Origin of the sequence: Rhodanobacter sp. Root561, from assembly GCF_001427365.1 — a bacterium.
GTDB lineage: Bacteria > Pseudomonadota > Gammaproteobacteria > Xanthomonadales > Rhodanobacteraceae > Rhodanobacter.
In genome coordinates this window covers 225,871-240,240 of record NZ_LMGH01000011.1, presented here as the reverse complement: position 1 = coordinate 240,240, position 14,370 = coordinate 225,871, and the positions used below count along the sequence as shown (strand labels likewise).

Annotated in this window: 15 protein-coding genes; 2 read left to right on the top strand and 13 right to left on the bottom strand. The window is 66.5% G+C overall.

Annotated features, from left to right (window positions below; translation table 11 throughout):
- Nucleotides 1–70: 70 nt before the first annotated feature.
- Both ASD55_RS09925 and ASD55_RS09920 read right to left on the bottom strand, forming a co-directional pair.
- Entirely contained in the window at nt 71–697 is a 627-nt protein-coding gene (locus tag ASD55_RS09925; RefSeq protein WP_056718751.1) for a response regulator transcription factor, read from the bottom strand.
- The gene (locus tag ASD55_RS09920; protein WP_056718750.1) at nt 690–3,731 is read right to left on the bottom strand and encodes a sensor histidine kinase; all 3,042 of its coding nucleotides are present in this window, start codon (nt 3,729–3,731) and stop codon (nt 690–692) included. The genes ASD55_RS09925 and ASD55_RS09920 overlap by 8 nt, the downstream gene beginning before the upstream one ends.
- A gap of 145 nt (nt 3,732–3,876) precedes the next feature.
- Here ASD55_RS09920 and ASD55_RS09915 point away from each other — a divergent pair, with 145 nt between their 5' ends.
- The gene (locus ASD55_RS09915; protein WP_056718749.1) at nt 3,877–4,272 is read left to right on the top strand and encodes a hypothetical protein; all 396 of its coding nucleotides are present in this window, start codon (nt 3,877–3,879) and stop codon (nt 4,270–4,272) included.
- Nucleotides 4,273–4,346: 74 nt separating this feature from the next.
- Nucleotides 4,347–5,381 (top strand): LysR family transcriptional regulator, encoded by a 1,035-nt coding sequence (locus ASD55_RS09910; RefSeq protein WP_056766064.1) that lies wholly within the window; start codon nt 4,347–4,349, stop codon nt 5,379–5,381.
- Between the two features lie 150 nt (nt 5,382–5,531).
- On the opposite strand, the gene hisIE is transcribed toward ASD55_RS09910, so the two are convergent.
- The 11 genes from hisIE to ASD55_RS09860 form a co-directional block, all read right to left on the bottom strand.
- Nucleotides 5,532–6,161: a bifunctional phosphoribosyl-AMP cyclohydrolase/phosphoribosyl-ATP diphosphatase HisIE gene (hisIE, locus tag ASD55_RS09905; protein ID WP_082542745.1), complete on the bottom strand. Its 630-nt coding sequence runs from the start codon at nt 6,159–6,161 to the stop codon at nt 5,532–5,534.
- Nucleotides 6,162–6,171: 10 nt separating this feature from the next.
- On the bottom strand, nt 6,172–6,942 hold the full coding sequence (gene hisF / locus ASD55_RS09900; protein WP_056718747.1) for an imidazole glycerol phosphate synthase subunit HisF: 771 nt from the start codon (nt 6,940–6,942) through the stop codon (nt 6,172–6,174).
- Nucleotides 6,936–7,664 carry a 1-(5-phosphoribosyl)-5-[(5-phosphoribosylamino)methylideneamino]imidazole-4-carboxamide isomerase gene (gene hisA, locus ASD55_RS09895; RefSeq protein WP_056718746.1) on the bottom strand — a complete coding sequence of 243 codons (729 nt, stop codon included), beginning with the start codon at nt 7,662–7,664 and terminating at the stop codon, nt 6,936–6,938. The genes hisF and hisA overlap by 7 nt, the downstream gene beginning before the upstream one ends.
- Nucleotides 7,661–8,251, bottom strand: coding sequence for an imidazole glycerol phosphate synthase subunit HisH (gene hisH, locus ASD55_RS09890; protein WP_056718745.1), 591 nt, complete (start codon nt 8,249–8,251; stop codon nt 7,661–7,663). The genes hisA and hisH overlap by 4 nt, the downstream gene beginning before the upstream one ends.
- On the bottom strand, nt 8,251–9,318 hold the full coding sequence (hisB, locus tag ASD55_RS09885; protein ID WP_056765791.1) for a bifunctional histidinol-phosphatase/imidazoleglycerol-phosphate dehydratase HisB: 1,068 nt from the start codon (nt 9,316–9,318) through the stop codon (nt 8,251–8,253). The genes hisH and hisB overlap by 1 nt, the downstream gene beginning before the upstream one ends.
- The gene (gene hisC / locus ASD55_RS09880; protein ID WP_056718743.1) at nt 9,315–10,406 is read right to left on the bottom strand and encodes a histidinol-phosphate transaminase; all 1,092 of its coding nucleotides are present in this window, start codon (nt 10,404–10,406) and stop codon (nt 9,315–9,317) included. Before hisC ends, hisB begins: the two co-directional genes overlap by 4 nt.
- A complete protein-coding gene (hisD, locus tag ASD55_RS09875; RefSeq protein ID WP_056765789.1) occupies nt 10,403–11,701 on the bottom strand; it encodes a histidinol dehydrogenase in 1,299 nt (432 codons plus the stop codon). Before hisD ends, hisC begins: the two co-directional genes overlap by 4 nt.
- A 13-nt stretch (nt 11,702–11,714) precedes the next feature.
- Entirely contained in the window at nt 11,715–12,608 is an 894-nt protein-coding gene (gene hisG / locus ASD55_RS09870) for an ATP phosphoribosyltransferase (RefSeq protein ID WP_056765786.1), read from the bottom strand.
- Nucleotides 12,605–12,940, bottom strand: a complete 336-nt coding sequence (locus tag ASD55_RS09865; protein WP_056718740.1) for a YerC/YecD family TrpR-related protein — start codon at nt 12,938–12,940, stop codon at nt 12,605–12,607. The genes hisG and ASD55_RS09865 overlap by 4 nt, the downstream gene beginning before the upstream one ends.
- 187 nt (nt 12,941–13,127) lie before the next feature.
- A complete protein-coding gene (locus ASD55_RS18090; RefSeq protein WP_007805033.1) occupies nt 13,128–13,289 on the bottom strand; it encodes a 30S ribosomal protein THX in 162 nt (53 codons plus the stop codon).
- Nucleotides 13,290–13,355: 66 nt separating this feature from the next.
- The gene (locus ASD55_RS09860; RefSeq protein ID WP_056718739.1) at nt 13,356–14,324 is read right to left on the bottom strand and encodes a cation diffusion facilitator family transporter; all 969 of its coding nucleotides are present in this window, start codon (nt 14,322–14,324) and stop codon (nt 13,356–13,358) included.
- Nucleotides 14,325–14,370: the final 46 nt, after the last annotated feature.

Below are 14,370 nucleotides of genomic sequence, written 5' to 3'. Positions count from 1 at the left end.
CCGGCGTACTCCAGCACCACGCTGTTCACACGCCACAGGTGGATCATGCCCCGACTATTGCGGCCGAAGTTCACAGCTCGATGATGCCCCGTCGCGCCGCCACCGTGACCGCATGCGTACGATCCGCGACATCAAGCTTGGAGAAGATGTTCTTCAGGTGCCCCTTGATCGTCTCTTCGGACAAGCCAAGCTCCGACGCCACCTGTTTGTTCGCCTTTCCGATCGCCACCAGCCGCAGGATTGAGGTTTCACGTTCGGTAAGCGCTTCGTCGACCACATGCAGCGCAATCTCGTCGGCAATGTCGCGCTGCACCCGGCGCTGGCCGCGATGGACGTCACGAATTGCATCCATCAGTTCGACCCGCAGGCTGTTCTTGAGCAGATACCCGACCGCACCCGCCTTCAATGCGCGCACTGCCTGCGCGTCACCGCTGTAGGTGGTCAGCACAATGATTCTGGCGCCAGGACATTCGGCCCGGATCGCGGCGATCGCGTCAACGCCATTCATTCCAGGCATCTGCAGATCCATCAGCGTCACGTCCGGGCGCAGCGCGCGAAAACGCTCGACCGCCTCCTCCCCGTTGCGCGCCTCACCCGCCAACTCCATGTCGAGCTGGTTCTCCAGGATGGCTGCCACCCCGTCCCGCAGGACGGGATGGTCATCGACAACGAGAATTCGGATCTTCTGGTCACTCATCGATCGGGTTCCTTCGCCTTGGCCACGGCAGCCAGACCAGATGGTGTGGCCTGCGCCTCACGAAAGCCAGTCTTGCCGGGAGGGTGAGCGTGATCTCGGAGCCCATGCCGCGTCTGCTGCTGATCGTCATGACTCCCCCGATCTTCTCGGCGCGTTCGCGCATGCCGATCATGCCGAAGTGCCCGTCGCGGTGTCCGAGCGCCAGTACCTCGGGGGAGATGCCGATGCCGTCATCCCGTGTGCGTATGGCCAGGTGTCTGCGCTCGAAGCCAATCGCGACTTCGGCAGACGAGGCACCAGCGTGATTGGCGATGTTGAGAAGCGCCTCGCGCACTATTCTCTTGATTTCCGCAGCGACCAGTGGATGCAGCAGCCGCGGCTTTCCTTCGACCACGATGCGAACGGGGATGGGCGGATCGAACGGTACGTCAGCGACAAGCTGCTCGATCAGCATGCATAGGTCACTCGGGTCTTCCGCGCCACGCAGGTCCCGCACGCGGTTTCTGGCATCGACCACGACGTCGTCGGCCGCCGCCAGCGCCATCTCGAGTTGCACCCGCGATTTTTCGTCACCGGCAATCCGGTCCGCAGTTGCCTGAAAACGAAGCATCAATCCCTGGACGCCCTGCAGCAGAGTGTCATGCAGCTCGCGTGCAATGCGCTCGCGCTCCTTGACCCGCTCATTCAGCGTGCCATGGATACGGCGGCTGATCTGGGCCACTCGCAGCCGATACAGGACCCATAGTACGAAGACTGCCAGCACGGAGCAGAACAACAGAAACCACGTCGACTGGATGAAGGTGGGCGGTATCTCGAAGTCCAGCGATGCGCCAGCCCTGTTCCAGACGCCGTTGTTGTTGGCGGCGATGACGCGGAACGTGTATTTGCCGGGCGGCAGGTTGGTATAGAACGCCTGCCGTCGCGCATCGGGGTCGACCCAGTCCTGGTCAAAACCCTCAAGCTTGTACCGCACACTGACACGGCCAGGATCGGCGAAGCTCAGCGCTGCGAAATCCAGCTGGACATTGGCCGCCGCCGCAGGCAATTCCAGCCCTCCGGGATCCCGGTGCATGTGCCCATCGACGGTGATCGACTTGATCGCAACCCCCGGAGGCAGCTCGTTGCGGACAATGTGAGCGGGGTCCATCCACAGCGTCCCCGTCTCCGTCGCGACCCACAGGCGCCCATCGCCGCCGCGCACCATGGAACGTTGAGAATGCGAATGCGGGCGGCTTCTCAGACCGTCGCCAAAGCCGAGCGACAGCTGCGGCGTCGGGAATTTCCCGTCGCGGAACGCACGCTCAAGCTCGCCGGACCGAAAGCGGACCAGCGACTTGGGATAGGCGAGCCAGGTATCACCTTCCGCCGTTCGCACCATCCCGTTGATGCGGCTCCTCGCCGACACCGGCTCCGCCCGGAGCGTTTCAACCTCCCCCGCGCGGAACCGCGACAGTCCGAAGGCGCCGGCGGCACGGACATCGTCTGCATTCGAGCAGAGCGTGAGGACCTTGATCGGGCCCAGCCCGAAGTCGAGATGCGTGAAGTGTCGGCCGGAATGATCGATCCAGACCAGCCTGTCTCCGGTCTGGACAACGACGCCTCCCTGTGGCGTTCGGACCATGGAGGTCGGATAGAAGTCGGCACGATCGCCTGGCGCCAGCACTGCCTCCCATGTGCCGTTGCTGTATCGGTGCACGCCTCCCCCGGCCGCGGAGATCCAGAAGTCGCCGCTCCCATCAAAGGCACAATCGTAGATGACGTTGTGACTGGCGTCCCGATCAGGGCGTTCGATCGTCTTGCGGACAGCGCCGTCGGCCCACACCACGATCTGCTTCGAAAAACCAATCCAGATCGCCCCGCCCGGGGCCTCGCAAAGACTCTCGGGCTCCACGACATGGCGCAGGATCGGCTCGGGCACTCCGCCGGGCTTGACGCGATAGACGGTGCGCGCCTGGCCGATGTAGACGCTGCCATCGGACGCAGCAAGCAGTTTGTCGCCAAAGACCGCGGGAGACCCGAGCGACGGCTCGGCGACCAGGGTGGCGGGGCGGAACTTGTCGAGGCCACCTTCGGTTCCCACCCATACATTTCCCTCCCGGTCCTCCAGAATCTGGTTCGTCACATCCGAGGACAAGCCGTCCCGGCTGGTGAAGGATTCGGGCTCATTGCCGCCACCGCCGGGCGTAGCTGCCGGCACCGCGAAGCGCCGCACGCCGTTATGGCGGGTCGCGATCCAGAGATTTCCTTCCCGGTCGAACAGCGGCGCTCCCCGGGTATCTCCGTCGCCAGTGCGATAGGGTGCGCGCAACGATACCGGTGCGCCCTGCCCGCCCGGTCCGGTAATGGGATAACTCTTGCCACCCTCCGTGAGCCAGATCCGCCCATCCGGGTCCTGCGACAGCATGGCTGGGGACGTCCGGCGATAGATCTCGAACCGCTCGGCGCCCGGTGCCAGTCGCGCGACTGCATCGCTGCATGCGATCCAGATCGCGCCATCGACCGCCACCAGCATGTTCGCGGAATTGCTCAGCGGAAGACCATCGGCCGCGTTGAACGTTCTCCATCGCCCGTCGCGGTAACGGAGCACTTCCGCATTGAAATTCGCTGTCAGCGCCCATACCGAGCCATCTAACCCTTCCACCATCTCGACGATCCGGCTCGGGGCAGGTGGGCCATCCAGGATGTGAAGCGTGCCCAGTCGATAGACTCCGAAACGGTACGAGGTTTCGAAATTGGTCCAGACGTCGCCGCTTTTCGTCACCAGCAGCGCGCTTGGCAGGTCGTTCTTCCGGTCACTGCCTTCCGCTTCGATCCGTTCGAAGCGGATCCCGTCGAAGCGGAACAGCCCTTCGCCCGTTGCAAGCCAAAGGAAGCCGTCCCTTCCCTGCGCCATGGCCTGCACGGGTACCGGCGCCTCGCTTCCCTCGATCCAGCGCTGGTGAGAATAGTGCGCAAGGGAGCGAGGCTCTTCCGCAGCCGTCATCAGGGGTAGCGTGGCCAAGACTGCGAACAAAAAGGTTTTGAATAGCCACATCGCTTCGATCGATCCCCGGCCTCGCCCGGCGAGCCAGCCTTGCCATCCACCTGATGGGCGACGGATATCCTACCCTCGATCGGGGGGATCACACCTCCCTCGACAGGGGCCTCGCGAACAACCGATATGGCGATATCTTCGCGGCATGAGCAATTACGCATGCCGTTACCCTGATGGTGCCGCCGGGCTGGCCTTGCTGCTGGTACGCACGGGTTATGCCTTTGTCGCTTTTGGTATCGCGGCAATGCTGCCAATTGGCCTTCTCGACACCAGCATCCTTTACCTGGCCGCCGCGTTGGTGGCCCTGCTCCTGTTGCTCGGGCTGGCAACACCATGGGCCGCCCTGCTTCTCGGCTCGGGTGTTGCCGTCGTTCTGACCGCGGTCGGTCCAACTCAGCAACTGCTCCTTGCCGGGCATGTCGGCTGCTGTGCGGCGATCGCGCTGATCGGCCCCGGCGCGTTCTCGATCGATGCCCGGCGCTACGGCCGTCGAGTCATCCACATCAAGACCCACACCCCGGATCGAGGGGCCGACGACTGACCTGACATGGGATATCGCAGAAGGGACATTGCTGCCAGCCTGACACAACCGCACGGACCAGAATGAGTCTTGCCATGCCCAATATCCCGTCGCCACCGTGGCTGTCCGAATCCGACCACCAGGATCTCCTGGCATCCAGCCTTACGGCCAGCTATGCCGGCGTGATCGCCTTCCTCACCGTAGCCAACGAAGGCAGTTTTTCCCGTGCTGCCGACAGGCTGGGGATTGGCCGATCGGCGGTGAGCCGTAGCGTGCAGAAGCTCGAGGGCCAGATCGGCACCCGCCTGTTCTGCCGTACCACGCGCGCCACATCGATCACTCGCGAAGGCGAGCTGTTCTACCGTAACTGCCGTCCCGGGGTCGATCGAATCCTGCAGGCACTCGAAGAGATGCGCGATCTGCGCGATGGCCCTCCGCGCGGACGGTTGAAGATCAGCGCTCCCCACGGATTTGGCCGCAAGGTTGTCGCGCCGCTGATGGCCGAATTTCGCACACGTTACCCCGCAGTGACGCTTGAGTTGCTGCTCGAAGATGGCATGGTGGACCTGGCGAGCGACGGCTTCGATGTCGCCTTCCGTAACGGCCGTCTGGACGACAGCCAGATCATCGCCAAGCAACTGATCCCGATGCAACTACATGTCTGCGCGTCGCCCAAGTACGCACGCCAGCATGGTTTGCCGCATTCGATCGATGAGGTGGCCTCCCACTCATGCATCAACCAGCGTCTTGCCAATGGCCGCCTGCAGAGCTGGGATTTCAAGATCGACGGCCAGCAGCGCAGCATCACGCCGAACGGGGCCATCGTTGTCAATGACTCGTCACTTGCCATGCGGGCGGTGCTTGATGGCCAGGGCTTGGCCCAACTGCCGGCATACCAGGCGAGCGAAGCGCTGCGCGACGGCACACTGGTGGCCTGTCTGGCACACCTCGCACCTGACGACCGCGGGCACTACCTGTGCTACCTGAGCCGGCAGCAGTTGCCCAAGCGGATCCGGGCATTCATCGACTTCGTGACCACCAGCATACGGGCGTTAGACCTCTGCAGCATCGAACTGGAGGTGCACCGTGCCAAGCCGACCCTGGCCGCCAGCGTCGCCGCCCTGTCATGATCCTACCGGATCGACGAAACCTGTCGATGCTCGCTACGCCCTGCCACCGTGAAAGCAGGACATCATTGCGGATATCCATGGACTCAACGAGTCATGAGTGCATGGTGATTGCAGCAGCGATATCGACCCAGCCGGGAGGCCGGCGCAGCATCACGTTGATTGCCGATGCCGCCTGGCAAGCACGTCCGCCATATCCGCCAGTGATAACCCGCGGGCCCGCAACGCCACGGTGAGATGAAACACCAGGTCCGCAGCTTCGCCCAGCAACTCGTCATCTCCCTGCGCCACGGCGGCCAGCGCCGTCTCGACACCCTCCTCGCCCACCTTCTGCGCGATGCGGCGAATGCCGCCGTCGAATAGCCTGGTGGTGTAGCTGCCTTCGGGGCGCTCGGCGTGCCTCTGCGCCACCAATGCATCGAGTTCGGCGAGAAAGCCCAGCGGCGGGCGCACGTCGGCGCTGTCGCCGAAGCAGCTGGAGGTGCCGGTGTGGCAGGTGGGGCCGCGTGGGTCGGCCTGGATCAGCAAGGTGTCGGCGTCGCAGTCGATGCGGATGGATTTCAGCACGAGCACGTGACCCGAGCTTTCGCCCTTGGTCCACAGCCGCTGCTTGCTGCGGCTGTGGAAGGTGACGTGGCCGCTGCGCTGCGTTTCGGCCAGCGCCGCGGCCGTCATGTAGCCCAGCATCAGCACTTCGCCGGTGAACCAGTGCTGCACGATCGCCGGCAGCAGGCCATCGCCCTTGGCCCAGTCGAGGCGGCTGGTATCGGTATTATCGCTCATCATTGCTTCCTCACAGGCGCACCACTACGCCACATTCGTGCAGGTAGTGCTTGAGTGCGGGGATCGCGATGGCGCCGGAGTGGAACACGCTGGCGGCCAGCGCGCCGTCGACGTCGGCATCAACGAAGGCATCGCGAAAATGTTCCGGCGCGCCGGCGCCACCGGAGGCGATCAGCGGCACGTGGCAGATTGCCCGGGCGACGGAGAGTTGTTCGAGGTCGTAACCCGCGCGCACGCCGTCGCTGCCCATGCAGTTCAGCACGATCTCGCCCGCACCGCGCTGCTGTGCCTCGACCATCCAGTCCAGCGTGCGGCGTGCCAGCGCCTGGGTTTTCGTGGGGTCGCCGGTGTACTGGCGCACGCGCCATTCACCATCGGCGTCGCGCAACGAGTCGATGCCGACCACCACACACTGCACGCCGAACGCGGCAGCCAGTTCGTCGATCAGCGCGGGGCGTTCCAGCGCGGGCGAGTTCACCGAGATCTTGTCGGCGCCCGCGTGCAGCACGGCGCGGGCCTCGTCGACCGAGCGGATGCCGCCGGCGACGCAGAACGGAATGTCGATCACGCGGGCAACCTTCTCGACCCAGCCGCGATCCACGCTGCGCCCTTCGGGGCTGGCGGTGATGTCGTAGAACACCAGTTCGTCGGCGCCTTCGTCGCGATAGCGCAGCGCGAGATCCACGATCTCACCCATCACCACGTGATCGCGGAAGCGCACGCCCTTGACCACCTGGCCATCGCGCACGTCGAGGCAGGGGATGATGCGGCGACTCAGCATGCGAGTGCTTCCTCGACCGTGAAGCGTCCTTCCAGCAGCGCGCGGCCGAGAATCACGCCACATGCGCCGGCTTCGCGCGCCGCGCGGATGTCGTCCAGCGAACGCACGCCGCCGGAAGCCTGCACCGCCAGCGACGGAACGGACTCGGCAAGATGGCGATAGAGATCGAGATTGAAACCGGCCAGCATGCCGTCGCGGTCGATGTCGGTGCACAGCAGGTGGCGCGCACCGCGGGCGGCATACCACGGCGCCAGTTCGTCCAGCGTACGCGCCTCGACTTCGGTCCAGCCCGCGCTGGGCAGCGCCCAGCGTCCGTCGACATGGCGCGTGTCCAGCGCGAGGGTCAGGCGTTCCGTGCCGTATTTGGCCAGCCATCCGGCGACGCGTTCGGGATCGCGGATCGCCACGCTGCCCAGCACCACGCGCTGCACGCCGGCATCGAACAGTCGCTGCAGATCGGCTTCCTCGCGCGCGCCGCCGCCGGCCTGGATCGCCATGCCGTCGGCAGCGATCGACGCGATCACCGCGAGATTGTCGAGCCGGCCCGAGCGCGCGCCGTCCAGGTCGACCAGGTGCAGCCATGCTGCGCCGGCCTGCGCGTAGCGCTTTGCCAGCTCGCGCGGATCGGCCGCGTAAGTCGTCTGCTGCGCATAGTCGCCCTGCTTCAGGCGCACCACCTGGCCGCCGCGCAGGTCGATGGCGGGAATGATGTCGAAACTCATAGGTCGAGGAAATTCTGCAGGAGCTTCGCGCCGACGGCGGCGGAGCGCTCGGGGTGGAATTGCATGCCGTGGAAATTGTCGCGGGCGATCACTGCGGAGAACGGCTCGCCGTAATCACTGTCGGCCAGCGTCCATTCCCCCGTCGGCACGGCGTAGCTGTGCACGAAGTAGGCCTGCTCGCCGTCGTCGAGCCCGGCCAGCAGCGGATGTTTCCGCCGGATCGACAACGCGTTCCAGCCCATGTGCGGCACGCGCAGGCCGGGCGCTTCGACGAAGCGTCGAACCGGCGCGGGAATCACCCCGAGGCATGCGGTATCGCCCTCCTCCGAATGCGCGCACAGCAACTGCATGCCCAGGCACACGCCGAGCACCGGCTGGGTCAACCCGCGCAAAACCTCGACCAGGCCCAGCTCGCGCAACCGCGCCATGCCGGGGCCAGCCGCGCCGACGCCGGGCAGGATCACCTTGTCGGCGGAGCGGATCGTCGCCGCGTCGGAAGTCAGCGCGGCGTCCACGCCGAGCCGCTGCAACGCATAGCGCACCGAACCGATATTGGTGCCGCCCGCGTCGACCAGCACCACGCTCATTACAGCGCACCCTTGGTGCTGGGCAGCTCGCTGCCTTCGCGGCGCAGCGCCTGGCGCAAGCTGCGCGCCACCACCTTGAAGCAGGCCTCGACCATGTGATGCGCGTTGTCGCCGCGCACGCTCAGGTGCAGGTTTGCGCCCAGCGTTTCGCACAGCGAGCGGAAGAAATGCGGCACCAGCTCGGTCGGCACCTCGCCCACGCGCTCGCGGGGGAAACTGCCTTCAAACACGAAATAGGGACGGCCGGACAGATCCAGCGCCGCGCTGGCTTGCGCTTCGTCCATCGGCAGGGTGAAGCCGTAACGGCCGATGCCGCGCTTGTCGCCCAGCGCCTGCTTCAGCGTCTGGCCCAGCGCCAGTGCGCAGTCCTCAATGGTGTGGTGTTCGTCAATGTGGGTGTCGCCAGCGCAGGCCAGCTCCAGCGCGAAGCCGCCGTGCTTGCCGATCTGTTCCAGCATGTGGTCGAAGAAGCCCAGGCCGGTATGTGCCTTCGGTTCGGCCACGCGATCGAGATCCACGCTGACCGTGATGCGGGTTTCCTTCGTGTTGCGCACCACCGTGGCGGTACGCGGCGCGTCGAGCAGTTCGTGGGCCAGCGCTTCCCAGCTCACTCCGAGCGGCCCCACGCGACAACCGCGCACGCCGAGATTGGCGGCGAACTGCAGGTCGGTCTCGCGATCGCCAACCATCGCCGAGGCGGCCCGGCTCCAGCTGTCATCGGCCAGGTAATGCCGGGCCAGGCCGATGCCGGGCTTGCGCGTGTCCAGGCCTTCGTGCGGGAAACTGCGGTCGATCAGCACCTCGCGGAAGCGGATGCCTTGCGAGGCGAGGATGCCCAGCAGCAAGTCATGCGGCCCGTTGAAATCGGCTTCGGGGAAACTGTCGGTGCCCAGACCATCCTGGTTGGTGACCATCACCAATTCGTAGCCGGCGGCCACGAAACGCTGCAACGCGGCGATCACGCCCGGCAGCAAGGCCAGCTTCGCGTAGCTGTCGATCTGCTCGTCGGCTGGCTCCTCGATCAGGCAGCCGTCACGGTCGACGAAGAGGAACTTTGTCTGCTTCATGCCGCTCCCCCGGAAAGATCCCGGCCTTGCGTCGCCGCACCCTCCAGGACGGCGAGCATCCGGTCGTTCTCGGCCGGCGTGCCGATGGTGATGCGCAAGGCGTCACCCAGCTTCGGATAGCGCCGCACGTCGCGCACCACCACACCGGCGGCCAGCAGGCGCTGGTAGATCGCGCCGGCGTCGTCGAAGCGCACGGCGAGGAAGTTCGCCTGTGACGGCAGCACGCCGCGCACGCAGGGCAGCGCGGCCAGCGTGCCGCGCACCCGTTCGTGTTCGTTGCGCAGCACGGCCAGGTGTTCGCGCGCCTGCGCCTGCCCCGCTTCGGAAAGCGCCGCCATCGCGGCAGCCACGCACGGCAGCGGCAGCGGGTATGGCGGCATGATCCGGCGCAGCAGCGCGATCACTTCGGGATTGGCCAGCAGGCAGCCGATGCGTGCACCGGCCAGCGCCCAGGCCTTGGACAAGGTGCGCAGCACGGCGAGGCCTTCGTAACGATCGATGAGATCGGCCACGCTGCGCTCGAAGGCAAATTCGATGTACGCCTCGTCCACCACCAGCAAGGCGCGCCCGTCGAGCTGCTGCAGCAGACGCTCGACATCCTCGCGTGGCACGCACTGGCCACTGGGATTGTTCGGCGTGCAGACGAAAATCAGCTTCACCGCGGGTGTGACGGCAGCGAGCACCGCATCCACGTCCAGCGTGAAGTCATCCGCCAGCGCCACCTCGATCACTGCCGCGTTCTGGATGCGGGCGCAGACACCGTACATGCCGAAAGTGGGCGGCTGGATCAGGATCGCGTCCTCGCCTGCACGGCAGAACCCGCGAATCAGCAGGTCGATGGCTTCGTCGCTGCCCCGGCCGACCAGCAGTTGCTCGTGGCGCACGCCGTACAGGGCGGCCAGGGTCGCGACCAGCGCCGCCGGCTGCGGTTCCGGGTAGCGATTGCAGCCCAGGCCATCGTCGCCCGGCGGCGGCCAGGCCGATTCATTCGCGTTGAGGAAAACCTGTCCGCCGCTGGCCTCCATGCGCGCCGAGGAATACGGCTGCATCGCGCGGATCTCCGGCCGGGCCAGCTCGAGCACGCTCATGCCAAGGCCTCCAGTCGCAGGGTCACGGCGCGGCGGTGCGCCTCCAGTTGCTCGGCCGCCGCCAGCGTCGCGGTGCACGGGCCGATCTGGCGCAGGCCGTCGGCAGACACTTCCTGCACGCTGATCTGCTTCTGGAAACTGGCCACCGACACGCCGCTGTAGCTGCGCGCGTGGCCGTACGTGGGCAGCACGTGGTTGCTGCCGCTGCAGTAGTCGCCGACGGACTCGGGCGTCCACTGGCCGAGGAAGATCGAGCCGGCGCTGTCGACGCCTTCGAGCAGTTCGCGCGGCTCGGCGACCTGCAGGATCAGGTGTTCGGGTGCGTAGCGGTTGCTGACCTCGACCGCCTGCACCAGCGATTCGACCAGGACCAGCCGGCTCTGCGCCAGCGCCTGTCGCGCAATGTCGGCGCGCGGCAAGTCGGCGCATTGCCGCTCGACTTCCGCCGCCGCCCTGGCCAGCAGATCGGCCGACGGGCTGAGCAGGATCACCTGCGAATCCGGCCCGTGCTCGGCCTGCGACAACAGGTCGGCGGCGACGAACGCCGGGTTGGCCGCCGCGTCGGCAATCACCAGCACCTCGGACGGACCGGCCGGCATGTCGATCGCCGCACCGTCGGGATCGATCGACACCTGCAACTTCGCCTCGGTCACCCACGCATTGCCCGGCCCGAACAGCTTGTCGCATCGGGGCACGCTGTCGGTACCGTAGGCCATCGCGGCGATCGCCTGGGCGCCACCGAGCTTGAATACCTTGTGCACGCCGGTGAGCCGGGCCGCGTACAGCACCGCCTCGTCGCAACGGCCGTCGGCGCGTGCCGGCGAGCACAACACCACCTCGCGACAGCCAGCGATCTGCGCCGGCACGCCCAGCATCAGCGCGGTCGACGGCAACGGCGCGCTACCGGCCGGCACGTACAGGCCGACCCGGCCGATCGGGCGCAGCATCCGTTCCACCCGCACGCCCGGCGCGGTATCGACGGCCACCGGCTGGAGTGCGCTGGCGCGATGGAACAGCTCGATGCGTTCGGCCGCCTCGCGTATCGCCGCCTTCAACGCGGGATCGAGCACGGCCTCGGCGACGGCGAACTCAGCCTCGTCCACGGCGATCGCTTCCAGCGCGCAGCGATCGTATTGCGCGCTGAACTCGCGCAACGCGGCATCGCCACGCGCGCGCACGGCAGCGATGATCTGCCCGACGCCGTGACGCAAGGCCTCCGCCCGCGACTGCGCCGGTCGCGCGAGCGCCTCGCGACGGGCGACTTCATCCAGTGCGTTCCAGTCCAGACGCTTCATGCGAATCTGCTCTTCATGCCAGCATTTTCTCCACCGGCAACACGAACATCTCGCGCGCGCCGGCCTTCTTGATCTCCTCCAGCTGCCGCCAGCTCACCTCGCCGGCGCACAGCGCCTGCAGCATCAGCTGGTCGGGCTGGCCCGCCACCGGTAGCAGGGTCGGCTGCGGGCCACCGGGCAACAGGCGGGTCACCGCGTCCAGCGTGTGGCGCGAGGTCTGCAGCAGCAACAGGCGCGATTCGCGCACCTGGATCACGCCGTCCATCCGCTTCAGCAGCAGCTCCAGCATGTCGCCGCGTTCGTCCACCGGCAGGGTCAGCGGGCCGGCCAGCACCGCTTCGCTTTCCAGCAACACGTCGGTTTCGCGCAACTGGTTCGCCACCAGGGTGCCGCCGCTCTGCACCAGGTCGCAGATCGCGTCGGCGGTGCCCAGCTTGGGAGCGATCTCGACCGAACCGGCCAGGGTCACCACGCCCGCATCGATGCCGCGGCTGCGCAGCCATTCGCCGAGCAGGCCGGGGTACGAGGTGGCGATGCGGGTGCCGGCCAGATCCTTCGGCTCCCCGTAAGCCATGTCCTGGGGTACCGCGATCGACAGGCGGCAGCGGCCGAAACCGAGCGGCCGCAATTCGTCGAGCGGCTCGCCGTCACGCCCGGCGGTGAGCTGGAACTCGCCCAGCACGTTGCGCCCGACGATGCCCAGGTCGCACACGCCCTGGGCGATCAGCCCCGGGATATCGTCATCCCGCACCAGCAGCAGATCCACCGGCTCGCCTTCGCCGAAGCAGAACAGCTTGTCGCGGCTTTGCCGGAAGGTCAGTCCGCAACGGGTCAGCAGGTCCAGCGCCGGTTCGGTCAGCCGGCCGGATTTCTGCATCGCGATGCGCAGGCGATCGCGCGGCTTCATGCCTTCTTCCTTGCCGCCTGAGCCTGTTTCCTTGCCGCCCGGGCCGCCGCGGCCAGATAGCCGCCGCTGCCCTGGGTGAGGTAGCGCGCGACCCGGCCAATGGTGGTGATGCTGACCGCGGTGCGCTCGTGGATCTCGCGGTAAGGCACGCCTTCGAGCAGGTACGGCACTACCCGCCAGCGATCGACCAGCACTTCAAGTTCCGCAGGCGTGCACAGGTCGCTGAGAAAGGCGCCCATCTCCTCGCTGTTGCGCAGGGACAGCAAGGCCTCGCAGAGACTCTGCTCGGCGGAGCCTGGCGGGGATTCGGGATCGAGCGATCGACGCTTCATAATGTACTAACGCGTTAACACAGTGGAGCGCATCATACATGGCAGGCGGCCATGCAGCAAACCCTCGTCGAACCCCTGCCCTGGCGGTTCAGCCAGCGGCCGGTCTCACACCGACTCCCGATTCCCCAAAAGCAAAAACCCCCGCCAAGGCGGGGGTTTTCTTGCAGCAATGCCGGGCGAAGCTGGCTCAGGCCGACTTCTTCTTCGGCGCCGCCTTCTTGGCCGCAGCCGGCTTGGTCACGGTCGGCTTGGCACCGACCACGGCCGGCAGCGCGCCGTGTGCACGGGTATTGCCGTAGCTGCCGCGGTAGGTCTTGCCGCGACGGGTCTTGCGATCGCCCTTACCCATGGGAACTCCTTGATTTATTGGATGAACGGCCTGCCATCATAGCAGCGTCCCGGCATGGCGGGATAGTCAGCGACGAGCATGTCCCGCACAGTCCCCGGACGGGTCGGGACACGCCCCGGGATCGATCTGCACGGTCACGTGGCGGACCTCGAAACGCTCCAGCAGCAGGCGCTTGATCGACTGCAGCACCAGGGCGCCGTCCGCCTGCTCGTCCAGTTCGGCATGCACGGTCGCCATGCGTGACCCCGAGGCAAGCTGCCACACGTGCAGGTGATGGATGTCGCGGATGCCCGGCGCCGCCGTGCGCAACGAGCTTTCCATCTCGGTCGTGTCCAGGCCGTCGGGCACGCCTTCCAGCAGGATGTGCGCGGACTTCCGCAGCAAGCGCCACGCACTGTTCAGGATCAGCAGCGAGACCAGCAGCGACAGCAGCGGATCGGCCCACAGCCAGCCGAACCAGCGGATCGCCAGCGCCGCCAGCACCGCCGCCAGCGAACCGAGCAGGTCGCCAAGCACATGCAGGCTGGCGCCGGCGAGGTTGACGTCGTCATGCGCATGCCCGTGCAGGGTGCGCAGCACCAGCGCATTGACCAGCAGACCGGCGACGGCGACCGCCAGCATCACGCCGGAAAGGATCAGGCCCGGATGGCGCAGGCGCATCACCGCCTCCCACGCGATCCACGCCACCAGCACGAACTGGCTCAGCGCATTGACGAAACCCGCCAGCACTTCCATCCGGCCATAACCGTAGCTGCGCCTGGCATCGGCCGGGCGGGTGGCCATCCACGCACCGACCACGGCCAGCAACAGGGCCAGCGTGTCGACCATCATGTGTGCCGCATCGGCCAGCAGGGCCAGCGAACCGGACCACAGGCCGCCGATCACCTCGACGATCATCATGATGCCGGTCAGAACCAGCGCCAGCAGCAGTTTGCGGCTGCTTCCACCCGCCACGTGCTCGTGGGCGCCGTCATGCGCCTGCCCCGTGGCATGTTCGCAGCCGTGAGGCTGGTGGTGATGGTGCGGCGTATTCATGCGGGCATGCTAGGAATCGGCATGGCCGTTACACAATCACCGCGGC